This window comes from Pseudomonas sp. BNK-15, assembly GCF_047456105.1.
Classification (GTDB): domain Bacteria; phylum Pseudomonadota; class Gammaproteobacteria; order Pseudomonadales; family Pseudomonadaceae; genus Aquipseudomonas; species Aquipseudomonas putida_E.
Map to the genome: position 1 here is coordinate 861,321 of NZ_CP179898.1, position 19,224 is coordinate 880,544.

At 62.3% G+C, this 19,224-nt stretch carries 19 protein-coding genes; 9 read left to right on the forward strand and 10 right to left on the reverse strand.

Annotated features, from left to right (window positions below):
• Nucleotides 1–7: 7 nt before the first annotated feature.
• From lptC to ACMGF5_RS03935, 8 genes are all read left to right on the forward strand, one after another.
• Nucleotides 8–580 carry an LPS export ABC transporter periplasmic protein LptC gene (lptC, locus tag ACMGF5_RS03900; RefSeq protein WP_039604820.1) on the forward strand — a complete coding sequence of 191 codons (573 nt, stop codon included), beginning with the start codon at nt 8–10 and terminating at the stop codon, nt 578–580.
• Entirely contained in the window at nt 567–1,091 is a 525-nt protein-coding gene (gene lptA, locus ACMGF5_RS03905; protein ID WP_012316073.1) for a lipopolysaccharide transport periplasmic protein LptA, read from the forward strand. Before lptC ends, lptA begins: the two co-directional genes overlap by 14 nt.
• Nucleotides 1,092–1,817, forward strand: a complete 726-nt coding sequence (gene lptB / locus ACMGF5_RS03910) for an LPS export ABC transporter ATP-binding protein (RefSeq protein ID WP_046784445.1) — start codon at nt 1,092–1,094, stop codon at nt 1,815–1,817.
• A gap of 174 nt (nt 1,818–1,991) precedes the next feature.
• A complete protein-coding gene (locus ACMGF5_RS03915; RefSeq protein WP_039602457.1) occupies nt 1,992–3,485 on the forward strand; it encodes an RNA polymerase factor sigma-54 in 1,494 nt (497 codons plus the stop codon).
• 79 nt (nt 3,486–3,564) lie between these two features.
• A complete protein-coding gene (hpf, locus tag ACMGF5_RS03920; RefSeq protein WP_012316076.1) occupies nt 3,565–3,873 on the forward strand; it encodes a ribosome hibernation-promoting factor, HPF/YfiA family in 309 nt (102 codons plus the stop codon).
• An 11-nt stretch (nt 3,874–3,884) separates the two neighbouring features.
• On the forward strand, nt 3,885–4,349 hold the full coding sequence (gene ptsN, locus ACMGF5_RS03925) for a PTS IIA-like nitrogen regulatory protein PtsN (protein ID WP_039602459.1): 465 nt from the start codon (nt 3,885–3,887) through the stop codon (nt 4,347–4,349).
• A gap of 2 nt (nt 4,350–4,351) precedes the next feature.
• Nucleotides 4,352–5,206 (forward strand): RNase adapter RapZ, encoded by an 855-nt coding sequence (rapZ, locus tag ACMGF5_RS03930; RefSeq protein WP_012316078.1) that lies wholly within the window; start codon nt 4,352–4,354, stop codon nt 5,204–5,206.
• Nucleotides 5,207–5,226: 20 nt separating this feature from the next.
• Nucleotides 5,227–5,499 (forward strand): HPr family phosphocarrier protein, encoded by a 273-nt coding sequence (locus ACMGF5_RS03935; RefSeq protein ID WP_046784446.1) that lies wholly within the window; start codon nt 5,227–5,229, stop codon nt 5,497–5,499.
• A 43-nt stretch (nt 5,500–5,542) separates the two neighbouring features.
• Here ACMGF5_RS03935 and ACMGF5_RS03940 read toward each other — a convergent pair whose 3' ends face one another.
• From ACMGF5_RS03940 to pmbA, 6 genes are all read right to left on the reverse strand, one after another.
• The gene (locus ACMGF5_RS03940; protein WP_039602462.1) at nt 5,543–6,436 is read right to left on the reverse strand and encodes a ZIP family metal transporter; all 894 of its coding nucleotides are present in this window, start codon (nt 6,434–6,436) and stop codon (nt 5,543–5,545) included.
• 11 nt (nt 6,437–6,447) lie between these two features.
• A complete protein-coding gene (locus ACMGF5_RS03945; protein ID WP_046784447.1) occupies nt 6,448–7,059 on the reverse strand; it encodes a superoxide dismutase in 612 nt (203 codons plus the stop codon).
• A 1-nt stretch (nt 7,060) separates the two neighbouring features.
• A complete protein-coding gene (locus ACMGF5_RS03950; protein ID WP_115273945.1) occupies nt 7,061–7,522 on the reverse strand; it encodes a hypothetical protein in 462 nt (153 codons plus the stop codon).
• Nucleotides 7,523–7,549: 27 nt separating this feature from the next.
• Nucleotides 7,550–8,926, reverse strand: a complete 1,377-nt coding sequence (locus ACMGF5_RS03955) for a class II fumarate hydratase (RefSeq protein WP_414157578.1) — start codon at nt 8,924–8,926, stop codon at nt 7,550–7,552.
• A complete protein-coding gene (locus ACMGF5_RS03960) occupies nt 8,919–9,320 on the reverse strand; it encodes a FagA protein (protein ID WP_080952054.1) in 402 nt (133 codons plus the stop codon). Before ACMGF5_RS03960 ends, ACMGF5_RS03955 begins: the two co-directional genes overlap by 8 nt.
• A 126-nt stretch (nt 9,321–9,446) precedes the next feature.
• Complete coding sequence (gene pmbA / locus ACMGF5_RS03965) at nt 9,447–10,793, reverse strand: metalloprotease PmbA (RefSeq protein ID WP_046784450.1); 1,347 nt, start codon at nt 10,791–10,793, stop codon at nt 9,447–9,449.
• A 155-nt stretch (nt 10,794–10,948) separates the two neighbouring features.
• Between pmbA and yjgA the strand changes: the two genes are divergently transcribed.
• Nucleotides 10,949–11,470 (forward strand): ribosome biogenesis factor YjgA, encoded by a 522-nt coding sequence (gene yjgA, locus ACMGF5_RS03970; RefSeq protein WP_012316086.1) that lies wholly within the window; start codon nt 10,949–10,951, stop codon nt 11,468–11,470.
• A 41-nt stretch (nt 11,471–11,511) separates the two neighbouring features.
• Here yjgA and tldD read toward each other — a convergent pair whose 3' ends face one another.
• The 4 genes from tldD to rng form a co-directional block, all read right to left on the reverse strand.
• Nucleotides 11,512–12,951: a metalloprotease TldD gene (gene tldD, locus ACMGF5_RS03975; RefSeq protein ID WP_012316087.1), complete on the reverse strand. Its 1,440-nt coding sequence runs from the start codon at nt 12,949–12,951 to the stop codon at nt 11,512–11,514.
• Nucleotides 12,952–12,953: 2 nt separating this feature from the next.
• Nucleotides 12,954–13,805, reverse strand: coding sequence for a carbon-nitrogen hydrolase family protein (locus ACMGF5_RS03980; protein WP_115273943.1), 852 nt, complete (start codon nt 13,803–13,805; stop codon nt 12,954–12,956).
• Between the two features lie 14 nt (nt 13,806–13,819).
• Complete coding sequence (locus ACMGF5_RS03985) at nt 13,820–17,629, reverse strand: YhdP family protein (protein ID WP_414157579.1); 3,810 nt, start codon at nt 17,627–17,629, stop codon at nt 13,820–13,822.
• 88 nt (nt 17,630–17,717) lie between these two features.
• Nucleotides 17,718–19,175, reverse strand: a complete 1,458-nt coding sequence (rng, locus tag ACMGF5_RS03990; protein ID WP_012316090.1) for a ribonuclease G — start codon at nt 19,173–19,175, stop codon at nt 17,718–17,720.
• Nucleotides 19,176–19,224 lie beyond the last annotated feature (49 nt).

Genomic DNA, 19,224 nt, shown 5'->3' on the forward strand with positions numbered 1-19,224 from the left:
GTTGCCCATGTTCAGCAAGAAAGCCCGCAATATTGCGCTGCTCGCGGTGATCGCCGCCCTGCTGGCGGCAATAGGCTACTGGAATGTCAGCCCCGAGAGCTTCCTCGACAAGCCGGTAGCGCAGGTCGACGAAAGCGCGATCGACTATTATGCGATCAACGCCCACAGCGTACAGTTCTTGCCCGATGGCAAGCTGCAGTATGAAATGACCGCCGACAAGGTCGAACACCTCAAGGCCACCGAGGTCACACTGGTGACCACGCCCGACCTGCATATGTACCGCGGCACCGAATACCCCTGGCACATACAGAGCGTGCGCGCCGAGGTCAACCCGGACGGCACCGAAGTCGAACTGATCGACAAGGTGCGCGTGGCCCGCACCGATGAGAAGCAGCGTGAGACCATCATTACCAGCTCACGCATGACCGTGTTCCCGCAGAAGCAATATGCGCAGACCGAGCAAGCCGTTAGAATCGACGGCGCCGGTGGCACAACTACGGGCAAAGGAATGAAAGCGTATTTGAAAGAAGGCAGGATGGACCTGCTCTCTAACGTAAGAGGACAGTATGAGGCTCGTTAAAACCCTCCCCCTTTTGCTCAGCCTGAGCGCAGCACTGGGAAGCGCGAGCGCCTTCGCCCTGCCGACCGACCGTGACCAGCCTATCCGCATCCAGGCCGACAACGCTCACCTGGACGACAAGCAAGGCGTAGCCACCTACACCGGTGACGTGATCATCACTCAGGGCTCGATGATGATCAAAGGCAATACCGTGACCATGACCCGCGCCGCCAACGGTGACATCGACGTGGTCACTTCGGTGGGCAACCTGGCCTATTTCGAGCAGCAGCAGAGCGCCGCCAAGCCTGACAAGATGAAAGGCTGGGCCGTGACCATCCAGTATCAGGCGCAAAAGGACACCGTGATTCTCACCGACCGCGCCAAGGTCGAAAACGAAGGCAACACCACCGAAGGCGAGAAGATCGTCTACAACACCAAGTCCCAGGTTGCGACCGCCGGTCGCGGCGGCAACGTGACCCAGCCACGTCAGCGCATCGACATGGTGATCCAGCCGAAGAAGAAGGCCGAGTAAATGGCAACCCTCAAAGCCCAGCACCTGGCCAAGAGCTACAAAGGGCGTCAAGTCGTGCGTGACGTCAGCCTGTCGATCGACAGCGGCCAGATCGTCGGCCTGCTAGGCCCCAACGGCGCAGGCAAGACGACCTGCTTCTACATGATCGTCGGCCTGGTCCAGGCCGACCAGGGGCGCGTGCTCATCGACAACCTCGATGTCAGCCATCAGCCCATGCACGGGCGCGCACGCGCCGGCATCGGCTACCTGCCGCAGGAAGCTTCGATCTTCCGCAAGCTGTCGGTGGCCGACAACATCATGGCCATCCTCGAGACCCGCAAGGAGCTCGACCGTGAGGGCCGCCGCAAGGAGCTGGAAAGCCTGCTGCAGGAGTTCCACATCAGCCACATCCGCGACAACCTCGGCATGAGCCTTTCCGGCGGCGAGCGTCGCCGTGTCGAGATCGCACGCGCCCTGGCAACCGCCCCCAAGTTCATCCTGCTGGACGAACCCTTCGCTGGCGTCGACCCCATTTCGGTCGGTGACATCAAGCAGATCATCCACCACCTCAAGGCCAAGGGCATCGGCGTACTGATCACCGACCACAACGTCCGCGAGACCCTGGATATCTGCGAAACCGCCTATATCGTCAATGACGGGCAACTGATCGCCGAGGGCGATGCGCAGACCATCCTGGCCAACGAACTGGTCAAGGAAGTTTACCTGGGTCACGAGTTCCGACTCTGATTCAGGGACGCGCCTGGAGCACTGGTTTTACAGCCTTGAATGGGCTTAAGTTGTTACAGTGCTCTAGGCAAACGCTACAATTTAAGGCATAAAACTTGCTTGAAATTGGCGCTCCGGCGCCCTCGTGTAGTGGATGGCGCATGCGCGCCGGCGAACAAGGTATTAGCCCCTGCCATGAAACCATCGCTCGTCCTAAAAATGGGCCAGCAACTGACGATGACCCCGCAGTTGCAACAGGCCATCCGCCTACTCCAGCTCTCTACCCTGGACCTTCAGCAGGAAATCCAGGAAGCGCTGGAGTCCAATCCGATGCTCGAACGTCAGGAAGACGGCGAAGACTTCGACAACAGCGACCCGATGGCGGATAACGCCGAGAGCAAGCCGGCCGCCGAAGTCCAGGACAACAGCTTTCAGGAAAGCACCGCCAGTGCCGAGACCCTGGAAGACGGTGAGTGGAACGAGCGCATCCCCAATGAGCTTCCGGTCGACACGGCCTGGGAAGACATCTACCAGACCAGCGCCAGCAGCCTGCCGAGCAACGATGACGACGAGTGGGACTTCACCACCCGCACATCAGCCGGCGAAAGCCTGCAAAGCCACCTGCTGTGGCAGCTGAACCTGGCACCGATGTCCGATACCGACCGCCTGATCGCAGTCACCCTTATCGACAGCATCAACGGCCAAGGTTATCTGGAAGACACGATCGAAGAGATCTGCGCCGGTTTCGATCCGGAGCTGGATATCGAACTGGACGAAGTCGAAGCGGTGCTGCACCGTATCCAGCAGTTCGAGCCTGCAGGCGTCGGCGCACGCAACCTGGGCGAGTGCCTGTTGCTGCAACTGCGCCAACTTCCGGCCAGCACACCATGGATGGCCGAGGCCAAGCGCCTGGTCACCGAGTTCATCGACCTGCTCGGCGGGCGCGACTACAGCCAGCTGATGCGCCGCATGAAGCTCAAGGAAGACGAGCTGCGCCAGGTCATCGAGCTGGTTCAGAGCCTCAACCCGCGCCCGGGATCGCAAATCGAGTCCAGTGAGCCGGAATACGTGGTGCCCGATGTCATCGTGCGCAAGGACAGCGATCGCTGGCTGGTCGAACTGAACCAGGAAGCGATCCCGCGTCTGCGGGTCAACCCGCAATATGCCGGCTTCGTCCGCCGGGCCGACACCAGCGCAGACAACACCTTCATGCGCAACCAGTTGCAGGAAGCACGCTGGTTCATCAAGAGCCTGCAAAGCCGCAACGAAACGCTGATGAAAGTCGCCACACAGATCGTCGAGCATCAGCGCGGTTTCCTGGACCACGGCGACGAGGCAATGAAACCCCTGGTACTGCATGACATCGCCGAAGCCGTGGGCATGCACGAGTCGACCATCTCGCGGGTGACCACGCAGAAATTCATGCACACGCCACGCGGCATCTACGAACTGAAATACTTTTTCTCAAGCCACGTCAGCACCTCCGAGGGCGGAGAATGCTCGTCCACGGCAATCCGCGCGATCATCAAGAAACTGGTTGCGGCGGAAAATCAGAAAAAGCCATTGAGTGACAGCAAGATCGCTGGTTTACTGGAGGCACAAGGCATCCAGGTAGCCCGTCGCACCGTCGCCAAATACCGCGAGTCTCTCGGCATCGCACCGTCGAGCGAACGCAAGCGACTGATGTAGCCCCTCGGATCTGCCACAGCGTTTGTGGGGCAGGTGCAAGACCTGCCTCTTTATGCACGGGCAACAAAGGAGAAGCTGTATGCAAGTCAATATCAGTGGACAGCATGTAGAAGTCACCGAGCCGCTGCGCGATTACGTGCTTGAAAAGCTCGCCCGGGTGGAGAGTCACTTCGACAAGATCACCAACGTGCAGGTCATCATGAAAGTCGAGAAGCTGCAGCAGAAGGTCGAAGCGATCCTGCAGATTCCAGGCGGTGAAGTGGTTGCCAACGCCGAACACGAAGACATGTATGCAGCGATCGATGCCTTGGCCGACAAGCTCGACCGCCAACTGAAAAAACACAAGGAAAAACAGCAAAGCCTGCTGCAAGGTGCAGCCGCCCGCTGATCCCCTCATCCATGATCCGACTTGAAACCATCCTGACCCCCGGCCGTTCCCTGGTGAACGTGCCGGGTGGCAGTAAGAAGCGCGCCTTGGAAAAGGTCGCCAATCTGATTGCCGATCAAATACCCGAGCTGGAGATGCAAGACGTCTTCGAAAAGCTGATCGCTCGTGAAAAGCTCGGTTCCACAGGCTTCGGCAATGGCATCGCCATACCTCACTGCCGGCTCGAAGGCTGCACCTCTCCCGTCAGTGCCCTGCTGCACCTGGATGCTCCGATCGACTATGACGCCATCGATGGCGCGCCAGTCGACCTGCTGTTCATCCTTCTGGTGCCGGAGGCTGCCACCGACGCCCATCTGGAACTGCTGCGCCAGATCGCCAGCATGCTGGATCGCAAGGAAGTTCGCGAGCGCCTGCGTGCCGCCAACAGCAGCGAGGCCCTGTACCAGGTAGTCCTGGACGCACAGAACGAGCACTGAACATGCGCCTGATCATCGTCAGCGGCCGGTCCGGCTCCGGCAAGAGTACCGCCCTCGACGTGCTGGAAGACAACGGCTTTTACTGTATCGATAACCTGCCTGCCGGTTTACTGCCGCAGCTGGCGGAAAACGCGTTGATCCATACAGAGTTGCTGCAACCGAAAGTGGCAGTGTCCATTGATGCCCGCAACCTGCCCAGCCACCTGTCACGCTTCCCCGAACTGCTCGCCGAAGCGCGTGGCCGCCATATCCAGTGCGATGTGCTGTTTCTCGACGCCGACGAGGACACGCTGCTCAAGCGTTTCTCCGAAACGCGCCGGCGTCATCCGCTGACAAATGCAGATCGCTCACTGGCCGAAGCGATCCGCGTGGAAAGCGAACTGTTGGGGCCAATCTCCGACCTCGCCGACCTGAAGATCGACACTACCAGCCTCAACCTTTACCAACTGCGCGACTCGATCAAGTTGCGCCTGCTCAATCAGCCTGAGCCCGGCACCGCATTCCTGGTCGAATCGTTCGGCTTCAAGCGTGGCATGCCGGTCGATGCAGACTTGGTTTTCGATGTACGCTGCCTGCCCAACCCTTACTGGAAGCCCGAACTGCGTGAGCATTCTGGCCTGGATCAGCCGGTTATCGATTACCTTGCCGCGCAGCCGGATGTCGAAGAGATGTTTACCGATATCTCGACCTACCTGCTCAAATGGCTGCCCCGCTTTGCCGCCAGCAACCGCGCCTACGTCACCATCGCCATTGGCTGCACAGGTGGCCACCACCGCTCGGTGTACATCACCGAGCGCCTCGGCCAGCTGCTGCAACAGTCCTTGAAAAACGTCCAGGTCCGCCACCGCGACCTCTAGCCCACAGGATCCGCACCACGATGCCCGCCCGCGAAATCACCATCATCAACAAGTTGGGCCTGCATGCCCGGGCGGCCGCCAAGTTCGTCGGCGTAGCCGGGCGCTTCCCCTGCCAGGTGCGGGTGGGCCGCGCACCCGACAAGCTGGTGGACGGCAAGAGCATCATGGCCGTGATGATGTTGGCGGCAGGCAAAGGCACCCAGGTGCACCTGCACACCGAGGGTGAGCAGGACAACGATGCGCTGGAAGCGCTGGTAGCGTTGATCAACAACTACTTCGACGAAGGCGAATAAGCCACCCCAAATCCAGGCTGGCCTCATCGCCGGCAATGCCAATTCAAGACATCGCCGTATCCATCACCATCATCAGGCAAAAACCCACGCACAGCCCGAGGCTGGCCAAACGGTGATGCCCATTGCTGCGCGATTCGGGGATGATTTCCTGGGTCACCACCAACAACATCGCCCCTGCCGCGCAGGCCAGGCCCAGCGGTAGCAGCAATTCGGCGACATTCACCAGCCAGGCACAGATCACCGCTGCCAGTGGCTCCACCAACCCCGACGCCGCACCGATCAGAAACGCCTTGAACCGCGGCATCCCCGCCCCTGCCAGCACCAGCGCAATGACCAACCCTTCGGGTACATCCTGCAAGGCGATACCCATGGCCAGGCTGTCAGCGTCGGCCATGCCACCGCCCGCCGACACACCGATAGCCATGCCTTCAGGAATGTTGTGGGCGATGATGGCGATCACGAACAGCCAGATTCGCGCCGCGATCACCGGCTGCCTCTCGTTGCCGACCAAGGCCTCGGGCGAAGCACCCGAGACTTTCAGATCGACCACGAACAGGCACATCGCACCGAACAGTAAACCGGCACTGATCAGGCCTCCCGCGCCCCAAGGGCTGAAACCTATGGACTGAGCGGCATCCAGCCCAGGGATGATCAGCGAGAAAGCGGTGGCCGCCAGCATCACACCGGCCCCGAAACCCAATAAGGTATCGGCCAGGGCCACCGGCATGTTGCGAATCACCAGCACCGGTACCGCGCCCAGCGCTGTTCCCAGCGCGCACAATGCGCCGCCCTCAAGGGCACGCAACATGCGTGGGTCCAGGTCCAGCCAGGCGATGCCCCGGGCCACCAGCAGGGCTGTGCCAACCAAGAGCAGCAAAGTACCCAGCGCCAGCCGGAAAAGGCGCACACTACTGACCGACATCACCTCTGAGCGCATACCGGTCCGACTCACTGGCTGGCTTCGAGATAACGACGTTCCACTTCGGCCCAGTCAATTACGTTGTAGAAAGCCCCAATGTATTCCGGGCGACGGTTCTGGTACTTCAAGTAGTAGGCATGCTCCCACACATCCAGGCCGAGGATCGGTGTGTTGCCATGCATCAGTGGGCTGTCCTGGTTGCCGCTGCTTTCCACCACGAGTTTCTGCTCAGGGGTCACGCTGAGCCAGGCCCAGCCGCTGCCGAAGCGGGTCAGCGCAGCTTTGGTGAAAGCTTCCTTGAACGCCTCGAAACCACCCAGTTCAGCCTCGATGGCCTTGGCCACCAGGCCCTGTGGCTGGCCGCCGCCTGTGGGCGACATGACCTTCCAGAACAGCGAATGGTTGGCGTGACCACCCCCATGGTTGGTCACCGCGCCTCGCAGGTTCTCCGGCAACTGCTTGACCGCAGCAACCAGCTTTTCAACCGGCCATTCAGCCCACTCGGTACCTTCGACCGCGGCGTTGAGGCCGTTGACGTAGGTCTGGTGGTGCTTGGTGTGGTGGATTTCCATGGTCTGGGTATCGATGTTCGGTTCCAGCGCATCGTAGGCATAGGGCAATGCAGGCAAGGTATGAGGCATATCAATGGATTCCGTAAGCTTGGGTTGTGGGCGGCAGGTCCGGCTGGGCAGCCAGTTCACTGGCCAAGGGCGCCTGGCGATCGAGCAGACGCTCGGTGCGCGGATACTGGCCGTACTCGGCAATGAAGCTCAGCAATTGGGTGTAAGTGCGCCCGCTGTGGCGCAGCGCGGCATCACGCAGCGCCTGCGGCAAACGCGCTTGCTGGCTGGCCTGGAGCAGGCGCTGGTGAGCGGCGCACAGGTAGTCGACGCTCTCCTGCGGCTGGTTCAGGCGCAGGTGCAGGTCGGCCAGGTTGTGATGGGCGACGACGAACGCCGCCACCGCTTCGTCGACGTCATGCCAGCGCTCCAATAGCACCTGGGCCAGAGCCAGGGCTTGCAGGTAGAGTTCCCGGGCATCGACCAGCTCGCCCTGTTCGAACAGGCGATTGGCGGCCTCGGTGGTGCGTTTCCAGTGCTGCATGACACGTCTCCTGGGCGATGACGCGGGTCAGATGCCCCCAGCGGTGAGTTTTTCCGGGTCCAGCAGCGCCTCGAGCTGATCGCGCGACAGGTCGGTATGCTCCAGCGCCACGTCGATGATCGGCCGGCCCTGCTTGTAGGCGGTCTTGGCGATCTCGGCGGCCTTGAGATAGCCGATGATCGGGTTCAGCGCGGTGACCAGGATCGGGTTGCGCGCCAGGGCTTCCTTGAGCTTGTTCTCGTTGACCTTGAAGCTGGCGATGGCCTTGTCGGCCAGCAGGCGGCTGGCATTGGCCATCAGCTCGATGCTCTCCAGCAGGTTGCGGGCAATCACCGGCAGCATCACGTTGAGCTCGAAGTTGCCCGACTGGCCGGCAACGGCGATGGTCGCGTCGTTGCCGATCACCTGGGCGGCAACCATGGCGGTGGCTTCCGGGATCACCGGGTTGACCTTGCCCGGCATGATCGAGGAGCCAGGCTGCAGGCCTTGCAGTTCGATTTCACCGAGGCCGGCGAGCGGGCCGGAGTTCATCCAGCGCAGGTCGTTGGCGATTTTCATGAGTGCAACGGCTGTGGTCTTGAGCTGGCCGGACAGCGCCACGGCGGTGTCCTGGGAGCCGATCAGGGCGAACAGGTTCTGTCCTTGGGTGAACTCGACCTGGGTGAGGCCGCTCAGCTGACGGGCAAAGCCTGCGGCGAACTGCGGGTGGGCGTTGATCCCGGTGCCCACGGCAGTGCCACCCTGGGCCAGGGCCTGCAGGCTCGGCAGGGTCGCTTCGATATGCGCCTTGGCGCCGTTGATCTGTGCCGCCCAGCCATCGAGCACCTGGCTCATGCGCACCGGCATGGCATCCATCAGGTGGGTACGGCCAGTCTTCACGTACTGATGCACCTGCACCGATTTGGCTTCGATCACCTGAGCCAGGTGAGCCAGGGCGGGCAGCAACTGCTCATGCAGCGCCAGTGCGGCACTGACGTGGATGGTGGTCGGGATGATGTCGTTGCTGCTCTGGCCACAGTTGACGTGGTCGTTGGCATTGACCGGCTCACCGAGCAGGCGGCTGGCCAAGGTGGCGATCACCTCGTTGGCATTCATGTTCGAGCTGGTGCCGGAGCCAGTCTGGTACACGTCCACCGGGAAGTGCTGGATGAAGTCCTCGGCAAGCAGCTGCTCGACCGCCTTGACGATGGCTTGGCCCTGGGCGGCGGAAATTTGCTCAAGCTCGATGTTGGCCTTGGCTGCCGCAGCCTTGGCCAGCAGCAGGGCACGAATGAACTGGGCCGGCATACGCTGACCGCTGATCGGGAAATTGTCGACCGCGCGCTGGGTCTGGGCGCCGTACAGGGCCTGGGCCGGCACTTGCAGTTCACCCATGCTGTCACGCTCGATACGGGTATCACTCATCATCAAATCCTTGCATCAGTTCATCGGGGGAAATGGACGGCAGCAACCGGCAATTGGCCAGTTGCAGAGCGTAGGGTTGCCAGCGCTGGTTCTGTTCGCGGCGGTCCAGGTTGCGCAGTTCAAGCAGAGGGCGCCAGGCCTGGTCCAGGCACTGGCAACGCCAATGCCATGGCAGCATGCGATCGCAAGCGGTATCCAGCAGCAGGCGGAAGGAAGTCAGAGCCACCGTCCATGGCGAGGTATCCGTGCAGCACACCAGGTAGCGGCCTTCGGCAAGGTAGTGCTCGATCAGGCGCGGCTCGTCGGGTTCGAGCGCGCAGCGGATGCGCCGGCTGAGCCAGCGCCAGTTTTCCAGGTAGGGCAGTTCGCGCAGGACAGGTTTCATGAACATCATCACCAAAGCTTTGGGTAATGATATTCATTATTAAATGATAAACGTAATCACTTCAAGCGCGGATTGAGCAAATAAAAACCCGGCACAGTGGCCGGGCTTTTAGGTTTTGCTTAACGCTCAAGCAACTCAGCTACCTGCAACGGTCATCCGCTCGATCAACACCGAGCCGGTGTGAATATTGCTGCGGGTTTCAAGATCGCTGCCAATCGCGACAATCTGCTGGAACATGTCCTTCATGTTGCCGGCAATCGTCACTTCCTGCACCGCATGCTGGATCTCGCCATTCTCAACCCAGAAACCTGCGGCACCCCGCGAGTAGTCGCCCGTGACCATGTTCAGGCCATGGCCCATCAGCTCAGTCACCAGCAAACCGCGCCCCATGCGCCGGATCAGTGCCGCCTGATCTTCGATGCCATGGGTGACATACAGATTATGCACGCCACCGGAGTTGGCCGTGCTTGGCAAGCCGAGCTTGCGACCGGAATAGGTGCCCAGCAGGTAAGACACCAGCTCCCCTTTATCGACAAACGGCTTGGCATAAGTCGCCAAGCCATCACCGTCGAATGCCGCGCTGCCAAGGGCACGCGGAATATGCGGGCGCTCGTCCAGCGTCAGCCAGCTGGGGAACAGACGCTGGCCAATGGCACCATCGAGGAACGACGACTTGCGGTACAGGTTGCCACCAGAAATGGCCGACAGGAAGCTGCCGAACAGACCACCCGCCAGCTCGGCGGAGAACAGCACCGGCACTTCGCATGTCTTGACCGGACGCGCACCGAGTCGGCTGGCTGCTCGCTGTGCCGCGCGCTGGCCAATGCTGCGCGGGTCGGCCAACAGGTGGCCCTGGCGGTTGACGTCATACCAGTAATCACGCTGCATCTGGCCTTCACCTTCAGCGATCATCACGCAGCTCAGGCTGTGCCGGGTCGATGCGTAGCCACCGATGAAGCCATGGCTGTTGCCATATACACGGCAGCCCTGGTGGGTATTGAGGGTGGTGCCATCGGCGTTGAGAATGCGCGGGTCAGCGTCAAACGCCGCAGCCTCGCAGGCCAGCGCCATCTCGATGGCTTTCTCGGGCTCCAGATCCCAGTCATGGTAAAGGTCCAGGTCAGGGATCTCGCGCGCCATCAGTGCCGCATCAGCCAGCCCCGAGCACTCGTCTTCGGAGGTGTGCCTGGCAATGGCCAGGGCGGCGGCAACGGTTTCGCGAATAGCCTCCGGCCCACTGGCCGAGGTGCTGGCCGAGCCCTTGCGCTGGCCGACATAGAGGGTGATGCCAAAGCCTTGGTCGCGGTTGAACTCTACCGTCTCGACCTCACGCTGGCGCACCGTGGTGGACAAGCCCTGCTCCAGCGATACTGCCACTTCGCAGGCGCTGGCACCCTGCCGGCTCGCCTCGGCGATGATCGCTTCGACCTGCTCCTGCAATGCTGGCAGGTCCTTGGGGCCTACGCTCTGGACTGCACTCATGGTTTTCTCCACTCAAATTCTGCGTTCGGCGAGGGTCATTCTACGACCGGGCCGGACAAGCGGCCCCCGGGTGGTTATCATGGCGGCAATTTCTATGCCTTGTACGAAAAGTGCCTGCGCGGCGACTTTTCATAAAACTTAAACGGACTGCCACCATGGTTGATTCATACGACGACGCCTTCGACGGCGAAAAAAGCAAAACCCAGATCAAGCGCGAGTTGCATGCGCTGGTCGAACTCGGCGAACGCCTGACCACGGTCAAGGCCGATACCCTGGCGCGCCTGCCGTTGACCGACGAGCTGCGCAAAGCCTTGGCCGAAGCCTGCAAGCACACCGCCCATGGCGCACGCAAACGGCATATGTCGTTCGTCGGCAAACTGATGCGCGACCAGGACCTGGACGCCATCCACGCGGTGCTCGAGCAGATCGACAGCTCCAGCCGCCAGTACAACGAACGCTTCCACAACCTGGAGCGCTGGCGGGACCGCCTGATCGACGGTAACGACGAGGACCTTGAACGCTTCGTCAACGAATACCCCGACACCGACCGTCAGCAACTGCGTTCGCTGATCCGTCACGCTCAGCACGAAAAGGCGCGGAACAAGCCGCCTGCCGCTGCGCGCAAGGTCTTCAAGTACATCCGCGACCTCGACGAACTTCAGCGCGGCCTGCGCTGAGCCCCGCCACCTGGGGCTGCCCTGCAGCCCCGGGGCATGCATCACGCGCCGGTACCACCGACGGTGATCGCGTCCAGCTTCAAGGTCGGCTGGCCAACCCCTACCGGCACCGATTGCCCATCCTTGCCGCACGTGCCCACACCGCTGTCCAACGCAAGATCGTTACCCACCATCGACACTCGGCTCATGGCCTCGGGCCCGTTGCCGATCAGCGTCGCGCCCTTGACCGGCGCGGTGATTTTCCCGTCTTCGATCAGATAGGCTTCGCTGGTGGAGAACACGAACTTGCCGCTGGTGATGTCCACCTGGCCACCGCCAAGATTGGCGCAGTAGATGCCTTTCTTCACCGAGGCGATGATTTCCTGCGGGTCGCTTTCGCCGGCACGCATGTAGGTGTTGGTCATGCGTGGCATCGGCAGGTGGGCATAGGATTCCCGGCGGCCGTTACCGGTCACGGCCATCCCCATCAGGCGTGCATTGAGTTTGTCCTGCATGTAGCCCTTGAGCACGCCGTTCTCGATCAGCGTGGTGCATTCGGTCGGCGTACCTTCGTCGTCGACACTCAGCGAGCCTCGGCGGCCCTCGAGGGTGCCGTCGTCCACGATAGTGCACAGGCTCGAAGCCACCTTCTCGCCGATCCGGCCACTGAACGCCGAACTGCCCTTACGGTTGAAGTCGCCTTCCAGGCCGTGACCGACCGCTTCATGCAACAGCACACCCGACCAACCAGAACCCAGCACCACCGGCAAGGTACCAGCTGGCGCAGGAATGGCCTCCAGGTTCACCAAGGCCTGGCGCAGCGCCTCACGGGCATAACCCATGACCCGTTCCTCGGTGAAGAAGCGGTAGTCGGTACGCCCGCCGCCGCCCTGCCCGCCCCGTTCGCGCCGACCATTTTGCTCGACGATGACACTGACGTTGAAGCGCACCAGCGGCCGCACGTCAGCGGCCAGGCTGCCGTCGGCCGCAGCAATCAGAATGCGCTCCCAAACCCCGGCCATGCTCACGCTGACCTGCTGGATACGCGGGTCGAGCGCCCGCGTGGCGGCATCGACACGTTTGAGCAGCTCGACCTTTTCAGCACGGCTGAGCACGTCCAGCGGGTTGTCCGGGGCATACAGGGCCGTCACGTCCTGGCTGCGGAACGCCTGGACAGTGCCATTCTGGCCGGCGCGGGAAATCGAACGCGCCGCACGGGCTGCCGAAGTCAGAGCCTCGAGGTTGATCGCGTTGCTGTAGGCGAAACCGGTTTTCTCACCCGACTGGGCACGCACGCCCACGCCCTGGTCAAGGTTGAAGCTGCCCTCTTTGACAATGCCGTCCTCCAGCGCCCAGGTTTCCGAGATCTGGCCCTGGAAGTACAGGTCGGCGGCGTCGATGCCCGGCCCGGCCAACTCGCCCAGTACAGCCTGCAGGCTGTCCAGGGTCAGTCCGCCTGGGGCCAGGAGCTGCTCGCTGACGGTGGATAACATCTGGCTCATAGTCACTCCGAGGTGTGCGCAGGCCGCAAGGCGTCCTGCGAAAAAAAGCGCCGGTGCGAGGCAACCGGCATGCGCGCCCGAATGGACGCTTGTTCATCACTGTCGCGCTCGGCGAGCAATACCGCTTCGCCCTGCGCCTGTTCGGCGACGATCCGCCCCCAGGGGTCGACGATCGCCGCATGCCCATAGGTCTCCCGCGGGCCTGGATGGGTACCGCCCTGTGCTGCGGCCAGCACATAGCACTGTGTTTCGATCGCCCGGGCACGAATCAGCACTTCCCAGTGCGCCGCGCCTGTGACCGCAGTAAATGCCGCAGGTGCCGTAATCAGTTGCGCGCCGGCACTGCGCAGCGCGCTGTACAGTTCCGGGAAACGCAGGTCGTAGCAGACGCTCAAGCCAAGGCGCCCTGCCGGCGTGTCGGCCACCACCACTTGCGCGCCATGGGCATAGTCGTCGGATTCACGGTAACGGCCGCGGTTATCGGCCACGTCCACATCGAACAGGTGCAGCTTGTCGTAGCGCGCCACCACCTCGCCGTGCTCGTCGATCAAAAGCGAGCAGGCATGCGCCTTGGCATCAGGCTGATCGGCAGGTGGCAGCGGCAAGGTGCCGGCAACAATCCATAATCTGAGGTCGCGGGCCGTGCGTTTCAACCAGGGCAGTATCGGCCCCTCACCCAGCGCCTCGGCCCGGCCGAGCGCAGCGGCGTCCTTGCGCCCCATGGCGGCGAAATTTTCTGGCAGCACCGCCAGCCTCGCGCCGCCGAATGCCGCCTGTTCCAGCAAGGTACCCGCACGCTGCAAGTTGGCCAGCACATCGTCCTGGCTGACCATCTGGATGACCGCTACCTTCATGGGCACTCCTGGCACTACTTGTTGAACGGTTTCACAAAGGTGATTCTAGGCTCTTTCCACGGCCCTTCGATGCGATAGTGCACGCTGGCGAAGCGCGATACCCGGTCACCGATCAGCCTATCGACCAGAAACAGCGCCCCACCGACCGCCGGTGCGCCGACGATCAGCGCGGCCAGCGGCAGGTTGTTGGTCACTGGCAGGGAGACCTGCAGGTTGGCGTCGACCCGGTCGCGAACGAGGTCCAGCGTACCGTCGAGCTCGAAGTTGCTCGAAGGCCCGGTCACGCTGATCGGCTCGCGGGTCACGTAGACGCCGTCACTGGCTACCAGCAAGCCTTTTACCCGGTCATAGGCCAGGCCCTTGTCGAACAGGTCGGAGAAGTCCAGGCGCAGACGCCGGCCGATGGAGTTGAAGTTGAGCAGGCCGAACACCCGCAAGGCTTGCGCGCCGCCCTCCACTTCGACGAACTGCCCTGTGCGCAACGCCGCATCCATGCTGCCTGAGAAACGGTTTAGGCCGACCCAGGCTGGCGAACCGGGCCAACGGCCATCCACATCCAGACGGAAGTCACGACTGGTCACGGTAGGCGCGAAGCCCCAGGCCTTGAGCACGTCGGCCAGGTTCTTGCCATCCAGGCGGCCCTTGTACCAACTGCTGGTGGCGCCGCTGTAACCTTCCCAGCCGCCCCGGCCGTCGATGTGCAGGCCTTTGAAGACGAGGTCGATATCCTGAGCTGCCACCCCTCGAGCGGTCGGGCGCAGTTTCAGCGCCAGGTTGCCGTACAGGTCGTCGCCGCGGTACAGCTTGTCGATGGTCAGGTCCAGTGCCGGTACCTTGCGTGGGTCGAACGAGGCCAGCGGGTCAGGGCCTTCCTCGGCCTGTGCCTGCGCCGGGTCCGCTGGTGGCAGGCGCAAAGTCTGCAGGCGCACGGTCATCGGTGCGCCCTTGGCATCGGGTAAACGTGCATTGCCGATGACTTCCTTGCTGTCCAGGCGCAGATCCCACGCTGGGCCTCCCCGGGCCAGACGCACGACCGCCTGGTTCAGGTCCATGCCAAGGGCCTTCAACTGGCCGATGCTCAGGTCTACGCTCTGCAGAGTCTGCCGGACACTTGCGCCAGGGTCGTCGCCACTCATCTGCGTCATCTGCGCCTGCCAGGGCGCCAGATCCAGGCTCTCGAGGCGCCCCCGTACACGCAGGCCCTGCCCAGCTGGCACCTGCGCCTGCCCTGCCCCCAGCAGCAGTTCGCCGCGACCTTGCGCCAGGTTTTGGCTGGGCGCGGCATAGGCAAAGCGGGCAAGGTCGGCGTAGGCAGCATCCAGACGCCGCTCAGGCCCCTGCAGGCTCATGCTGAATCGGCTCTCACGGGTATCTGCTGCGGCCTTGCCGAACGGCGCAGGCAAATCGATTGCAAGGCCTTTGAGCGACGAATTCACGCTCAGACTGTTGTCGCGGCTGCCAAGGTTGAGTTGCAATTGATAGGGCAGGTCACCGGACGCCGGCAAGGGCTGCTTGAACTGCAGCCAGTCGGTCAAGGCCCGGAGCGCCACGTGGCCATTCGCGCTGATACGCGTCTGCATCTGCCCAGGCTGGCCCCCGGCGGTTATCTGCGCGGTCACCGGCTTGCCAAATGCCTGCAGGGCGATGTTCTTCCCGCTCAGCCCCTTGTCGAGATCGAAACTGAAATCGCCCTTGAGTCGGCTCAGCTCCAGGCTTGGCGGCGCAACCTTGAGGCGTGCATCGGAGGTGGCAAAGTCGACCTGTACCTTCGGGCGTTGTCCTCGGGCCAGGGGGATGTCGAGCTTGAGCTTGCCCTTGAGCGGCCCCTCGCCCTCCCATCCTGCGAAAATTTCGCCCGTGCCGATAGGCGCTTCCTTGAGAATCCTCAGACCATCGCCGAGGCTGCCGTCGAAATTGCCATCAAGGTACAGGCGGCTTTGCTCGGCACCCTCCACATGGGGAATGTTGACACTGACGTCACTTACCTGGGTGTCCAGCAACAGGCCTTTATGGGCCTTGATGCGCACGCCACTGTCCTCGATCAGCACATCGCCATCGACGTTTTGCACCTGTGGCCAGCCAGGCTGGAAGTTCAGGGCGGCGTCGTGCACCTTGAAGAACAGGCTGATGCTGCGCGATTCGGGGCTGGCACCGTGGTTCAGCGAACCTTGGTACTGGAAGTAGCCTTCATCGACGTTGCCCTTGACGATGGCACTGCGCAGCCACTCATCGAGCGCCGGGCTGAGCACTTCAGGCAGGTATTTGGCGGTGTAGCGCCCATCGCCCTCGGTCAGGCCTACGCGCAGGTCCATATAGCTCTCGCTGCCTTCATTGAACAGCAGGCGAATCAGGAAATCCCCGGCGATCTTGCCCTCTTCGCCCAGCACTTTCAGGTAGGGGGCAGCCAAGGTAAAACCCTCTTTGTCGAGGGTATAGGTCAAACGGGCGTTGGCTTTCTGATAATGCCAAGGTTTGGCGAAGATCGGATACAGATGCAACATGAAAGCGTCGGTATCCAGGCGCAGCTCGCCATGGCCCAGGTCTCCGCTGATGCTGCCGCTGACATTGCCGGCAGCGGGTGCGCCGTGGTAGGCGTCAAAACCCACTTTTTCCAGATTGGCAGCGAACTGCAGCCGTTGATCACCCTCGGCCTTGGGCCGCAAGTCGAGGCGCAAGTTGCGCACGGCACCGGTCACATTCAGCGCATCGACCGCAGTCATGAATTTTTCAGGCAGTGGCGCCAGTGCATCTATCAAAGGCGTCAGCGGCGCAAGGTCAAGGCGGTCGGCCTGTACCTGCCAGCTTTCCCCACCGGGTTGCTCACCTGCGCGCTGACGCACCTGCAGCTTCGACTCCCAGCGAGCCTTGCCGATGTTGGCAGCCAGTGAATCGACAACCACATCGAACCCTTGCTCGCGACGCTGGAACCAGGCCGAGACCGCCAGGTTATCCAGTGTCACCGCCTGGCGCTGGGCATAGGCGCCGCGCAACTGAGGGGCATTGAGGCGGACCACCGCCTGCTGCAACCGGCCCTCGCCCCAGTCAACCCAGAACTCACCACCGGCGCGCAGGGCTTGGGCCTGCCACTGGCCGAGCAGGCGTGGCGGCAGCCAACGCGCCCAGTCGCTCTGCGGCAGGCTCAGGTAAGCCTCTGCCTTACCATCGCGCCAGGCCTGGGGCGTTACCCGGCTGCGCAGGTTCAGTGCCAACGGCTGGCCATCAGGCAGGGTCGCACGCAGGTCCAGCGCCTGGCGTGAAGCGCCGGCCTGCAGGCCAAGGCTGACATAGGTAAGAGTCAACGGGTCACGCTGCCAGGGCTGCAGGGTGACCTGGCTGTCGAATACGTCGATACGGCCCAACTGTTGCAGACGCTGCAGCACCTCGGCCGGGTCCAGCGGCGCGTCGTCCTTTTGTGGTAAGCCTTCAAGCGCCCAACCGCCCTGCTCGTTCTCACGCAGGATCAGTTGCAGGCCCGCCAACTGGATATGCGCCAGGCGTACTTCGCGGGCAGTGAGGCTGGCCCAGAGGTCCGGCACCAGCTTGACGTCATCCAGGCGCAACGCCGAAGCGCCCTCGCCCAACTGCAGGTCACGAACCCGCAGCACCGGCGCCAGGCCACTCCAGCGCCCTTCAAGCGCCCCCACATGCACCGGCATGCCCAACGCCTGCTCGGCCTTGCTTTCAAGGTCGGCGCGGTATTCGGCCACCAGTGGCACCAGCTCCCGGCCTAGGCTGACATAGAGCGCCACCAACACAGCCAGCAGGGCGCAGATGCCCAGCCCCCAACGGGTCAAGGCGACAAGAACGCGGGTCAGACGTCCCATGGCCAAGGCCCTCCAGGTCGTTTATCCATGATGGCTCGAAGCAGCGGTTTTGCCAGCCCGAGCACCTTGGGCTGGGTATCAGAAAGCCTCAGAGCAGCACCACATCGTACTGCTCCTGCGAGTACATCGACTCGACCTGGAAGCGAATGGTTCGACCGATGAACGTTTCCAGCTCGGCCACGTTGCCGGACTCTTCATCGAGCAGGCGGTCGACCACCTTCTGGTTGGCGAGCACCCGATAGCCTTCTGCCTGATAGGCGCGGGCTTCACGAAGGATCTCGCGGAAAATTTCGTAACAGATAGTTTCCGGGGTTTTCAGCTTGCCACGCCCCTGGCAGGCGGTGCACGGTTCGCACAGTACCTGCTCCAGGCTCTCACGCGTGCGCTTGCGGGTCATCTGTACCAGGCCCAGCTCGGTGATGCCGATGATGTTGGTCTTGGCATGATCACGTTCGAGCTGCTTCTCCAGCGTACGCAGCACCTGGCGTTGATGGTCCTCATCCTCCATGTCGATGAAGTCGATGATGATGATCCCGCCAATGTTGCGCAGGCGCAGCTGCCGGGCGATTGCCGTGGCCGCTTCAAGGTTGGTCTTGAAAATGGTCTCTTCGAGGTTGCGGTGGCCGACGAAGGCGCCGGTGTTGACATCGATGGTAGTCATTGCCTCGGCGGGGTCGACCACCAGATAGCCGCCGGACTTGAGCGGCACCTTGCGATCCAGTGCGCGCTGGATTTCGTCCTCGACGCCGTACAGGTCGAAGATCGGCCGCTCACCCGGGTAGTGCTCCAGGCGGTCGGCGATCTCCGGCATCAGTTCGGCAACGAACTGCGTGGTTTTCTGGAAGGTTTCCCGGGAGTCGATGCGAATCTTCTCGATCTTGGGGTTGACCAGGTCACGCAGTGTGCGCAAGGCCAGGCCAAGATCCTCGTAGATGACCGTCGGCGCGCCGCAGGTCTGGATCTGGCTGCCAATCTGCTCCCACAGGCGGCGCAGGTAGCGGATGTCCTGCAGGATCTCTTCGGCCCGTGCGCCCTCGGCAGCAGTGCGCAGGATGAAACCGCCGGCGTTCTTGATGTCTTCGCTGTCCATGCAGTCACTGACCACCTGCTTGAGGCGATCACGTTCAGCTTCGTCTTCGATCTTCAGGGAAATACCGACATGGCTGCTGCGCGGCATGTACACCAGGTAACGCGACGGTATGGACAGCTGGGTGGTCAGCCGTGCGCCCTTGCTACCGATGGGGTCCTTGGTCACCTGCACCACCAGCGCCTGGCCCTCGTGTACCAGTGCGGTGATGGTCTCCACGGCAGAACCTTCGCGCTGGGAAATCTCCGAGGCATGAATGAACGCGGCGCGCTCCAGGCCGATATCGACGAACGCCGCCTGCATGCCTGGCAGCACCCGCACCACTTTGCCCTTGTAGATATTGCCGACGATGCCGCGACGCTGGGTGCGCTCGACGTGCACTTCCTGCAGCACCCCGTTTTCCACCACCGCCACACGCGACTCCATCGGGGTGATGTTGATCAGGATCTCTTCACTCATGGCAGGCTCTCGTCAAAGGTCTTCGGTAATCATGGATCGCGGGCGCCGG

Excerpts from the sequence above, each read along its gene's own strand:
- ACMGF5_RS03980 (WP_115273943.1), bottom strand. The coding sequence starts at position 13,805 with ATGAAGGTAGCGGTCATCCAGATGGTCAGCCAGGACGATGTGCTGGCC.
- rapZ (WP_012316078.1), top strand. The coding sequence starts at position 4,352 with ATGCGCCTGATCATCGTCAGCGGCCGGTCCGGCTCCGGCAAGAGTACC.
- ACMGF5_RS03935 (WP_046784446.1), top strand. The coding sequence starts at position 5,227 with ATGCCCGCCCGCGAAATCACCATCATCAACAAGTTGGGCCTGCATGCC.
- ACMGF5_RS03945 (WP_046784447.1), bottom strand. The coding sequence starts at position 7,059 with ATGCCTCATACCTTGCCTGCATTGCCCTATGCCTACGATGCGCTGGAA.
- lptA (WP_012316073.1), top strand. The coding sequence starts at position 567 with ATGAGGCTCGTTAAAACCCTCCCCCTTTTGCTCAGCCTGAGCGCAGCA.
- lptC (WP_039604820.1), top strand. The coding sequence starts at position 8 with ATGTTCAGCAAGAAAGCCCGCAATATTGCGCTGCTCGCGGTGATCGCC.
- lptB (WP_046784445.1), top strand. The coding sequence starts at position 1,092 with ATGGCAACCCTCAAAGCCCAGCACCTGGCCAAGAGCTACAAAGGGCGT.
- ACMGF5_RS03985 (WP_414157579.1), bottom strand. The coding sequence starts at position 17,629 with ATGGGACGTCTGACCCGCGTTCTTGTCGCCTTGACCCGTTGGGGGCTG.
- ACMGF5_RS03915 (WP_039602457.1), top strand. The coding sequence starts at position 1,992 with ATGAAACCATCGCTCGTCCTAAAAATGGGCCAGCAACTGACGATGACC.
- ACMGF5_RS03955 (WP_414157578.1), bottom strand. The coding sequence starts at position 8,926 with ATGAGTGATACCCGTATCGAGCGTGACAGCATGGGTGAACTGCAAGTG.
- ACMGF5_RS03950 (WP_115273945.1), bottom strand. The coding sequence starts at position 7,522 with ATGCAGCACTGGAAACGCACCACCGAGGCCGCCAATCGCCTGTTCGAA.
- ptsN (WP_039602459.1), top strand. The coding sequence starts at position 3,885 with ATGATCCGACTTGAAACCATCCTGACCCCCGGCCGTTCCCTGGTGAAC.
- hpf (WP_012316076.1), top strand. The coding sequence starts at position 3,565 with ATGCAAGTCAATATCAGTGGACAGCATGTAGAAGTCACCGAGCCGCTG.
- ACMGF5_RS03940 (WP_039602462.1), bottom strand. The coding sequence starts at position 6,436 with ATGCGCTCAGAGGTGATGTCGGTCAGTAGTGTGCGCCTTTTCCGGCTG.
- pmbA (WP_046784450.1), bottom strand. The coding sequence starts at position 10,793 with ATGAGTGCAGTCCAGAGCGTAGGCCCCAAGGACCTGCCAGCATTGCAG.
- tldD (WP_012316087.1), bottom strand. The coding sequence starts at position 12,951 with ATGAGCCAGATGTTATCCACCGTCAGCGAGCAGCTCCTGGCCCCAGGC.
- ACMGF5_RS03960 (WP_080952054.1), bottom strand. The coding sequence starts at position 9,320 with ATGATGTTCATGAAACCTGTCCTGCGCGAACTGCCCTACCTGGAAAAC.
- rng (WP_012316090.1), bottom strand. The coding sequence starts at position 19,175 with ATGAGTGAAGAGATCCTGATCAACATCACCCCGATGGAGTCGCGTGTG.
- yjgA (WP_012316086.1), top strand. The coding sequence starts at position 10,949 with ATGGTTGATTCATACGACGACGCCTTCGACGGCGAAAAAAGCAAAACC.